Origin of the sequence: Streptomyces rubellomurinus (assembly GCF_000961885.1) — a bacterium.
GTDB lineage: Bacteria > Actinomycetota > Actinomycetes > Streptomycetales > Streptomycetaceae > Kitasatospora > Kitasatospora rubellomurina.
The window spans coordinates 1-2107 of sequence record NZ_JZKH01000218.1 but is presented as its reverse complement, the minus strand read 5'-3'; the positions used below and the strand labels follow the sequence as shown (position 1 = coordinate 2107).

The window sequence follows — 2107 nt, the reverse complement described above, 5'->3', positions numbered from 1 at the left end:
GGCGGGGGGGGGGGGGGCGCCCGCCCGGGCCCGCGCCGGGGCGGACGGTTCGGGCGCCCGCCCGGGCGCGGGCACGCCCTGCGCGGGGGCGTCCGGCCGGCCGGTGTCGGGTCTCGCCGGTGCGGCGGGCGCCTGGGCGGCCGCCCGCCCGGGCCGGGCCCCGCGCGAACCCCCGCTCCCTGCGCCCATCGCCGCGCCGCGCGCCGCCAGTTCGCTGAGCCGCTCGTGCAGCGCGGCCGCACCGGGCCGTTCGGCGGGCTCCTTGGCCAGGCAGGCCCGGATCAGCGGCGCGAGCTGCGGCGGGACGGCCGAGAGGTCGGGCTCCTCGTGGACGACCCGGTAGAGCATCACCTCGGAGGACGCCCCGGACCCGAAGGGCGTGTCCCCGGTGAGCGCGTACGCGAGCGTGGCCCCGAAGGCGAAGACGTCCGTGGCCGGCGTGACGGCCGCGCCGCGCACCTGCTCGGGCGCGAGGAAGCCGGGGGAGCCGACCGCCGTGCCGACGTGGGTGAGGGTGCTGGCGCCGCGCGACCACGCGATGCCGAAGTCGATGATCCGCGGCCCGCGCGGCGAGAGCAGGATGTTGGAGGGCTTGAGGTCGCGGTGGACGACGCCGGCCTCGTGCACCTTGACCAGCCCGTCGGCCAGCGCGGCCCCGATCCGGGCCGCCTCCGGCCAGTTGAGCGGCCCTTCGTCGCCGACCCGCTTGTAGAGCGAGGGCCCCGGCACGTACGCGGTGGCCAGCCAGGGGCGGTCGGCCTCGATGTCGGAGCCGACCACGCGCGCGGTGCAGCCGCCGCGGATGCGGGAGGCGGCGGCGATCTCGCGGGCGAAGCGGGTGCGGAACTCCTGGTCCTCGGCGAGCTCGGCGCGGATCAGCTTGAGGGCGACGCGCTGCCCGCGCCGGTCGGAGCCGAGGTAGACCACGCCCATGCCGCCGGCGCCCAGTCGCCGGTGCAGGCGGTACGGCCCGACGATGCGGGGGTCCTCACGCCTCAGCCGCATCATCGCCATCTCTCGTTTCCCCGTCAGCCCGTGGTGAGGCCCCGTTGGTGTGGGGCATCGTCAGTTCCTGTCCGGCACAGCTTACGGACTGCCCGTTGCGGTGTGCTGATACGCAACACCTCAAGCCGCCGTGCGATTGTCCGATCGTGCACTGATCGGCCGGTCGGCCGGGCCCCGAATCGGTTCTCGGGGTTCCCCCTCAGGGATCCCCCGGGGCCGCGACGGCGGCTCCCTCCCCCTCCGGTAGTACGCCTCAAGTCCGAGCGTCATCCTCCGGGATGCCCGAGGAACAGTACGACGGCATGACGCCCGGACGGCCCCCTGACGAATAGCGTTGTCTCCAGCGGTGGGCGGGGAGCTCGTCCCCCGAGGTAAGCCGTCCACCGCGCCAACTCGACCGGAACAGGAGCCAGGCAATGGCATCGCAGCTCACGGGTGACCCCCGACGCCGCCGCCGTCCGCCCTTCGTCCAGTCCCGGTCCACCGAGCAGCAGACCCGGCACCCCGCCGTGGCGTTGGCCATGGCACTGCCGTGCGCCGTGCTGCTGGTGATGCTGTTCGGCGGTTGGGACCAGATGGTGAACCAGGCCTCGGCCGTCGCCGATCTGATCGGCCGCTGAAAAACCGCCGGCCCCACCCGGGGCCGGCCGCAGAACGGGCACCGATCCCCTGGGGACGGGGAGCGGTGCCGCCGGGGAGGCCGCGGCCGCGCTGAATCGCGGACGGGCGAGAGCGGTGCGCAGAGCGCCCCGGCAGGCGGAGACGCCGCGTACGGACGTCGGTGAGGGCGGCCGTACGCGGCTCTTCATCTTTCCCACCGGCCCCCGAGACGTTCCACAACGTCCGGTCGGCCCCCGAGAACGCCAAAAGGCCGGGGCCGCGACCCTCACGGATCGCGGCCCCGGCCGTCACTGTGTGCGCGATACTGGGATTGAACCAGTGACCCCTACCGTGTCAAGGTAGTGCTCTCCCGCTGAGCTAATCGCGCCTGGTAAGGCGGTCCTGCAGCGGACTCCTGGGAGTCCGACGTGCGCGATACTGGGATTGAACCAGTGACCCCTACCGTGTCAAGGTAGTGCTCTCCCGCTGAGCTAATCGCGCC

2 protein-coding genes and 2 tRNA genes are annotated in these 2107 nt (G+C 74.1%); 1 reads left to right on the top strand and 3 read right to left on the bottom strand.

Translation table 11 applies throughout. The annotated features are described in order from the left end of the window. The coding region (locus VM95_RS37350; protein WP_078861181.1) for a serine/threonine-protein kinase at positions 1-1014 on the bottom strand (1014 nt) is incomplete at its 3' end. A 407-nt stretch (positions 1015-1421) separates the two neighbouring features. On the opposite strand from VM95_RS37350, the gene VM95_RS37345 reads away from it, so the two are divergent. Continuing rightward, on the top strand, positions 1422-1625 hold the full coding sequence (locus VM95_RS37345) for a hypothetical protein (protein WP_045705788.1): 204 nt from the start codon (positions 1422-1424) through the stop codon (positions 1623-1625). A gap of 296 nt (positions 1626-1921) precedes the next feature. Here VM95_RS37345 and VM95_RS37340 read toward each other — a convergent pair. Then, positions 1922-1993, bottom strand: a tRNA-Val gene (locus tag VM95_RS37340). 41 nt (positions 1994-2034) lie between these two features. Next, positions 2035-2106, bottom strand: a tRNA-Val gene (locus tag VM95_RS37335). Position 2107: the final 1 nt, after the last annotated feature.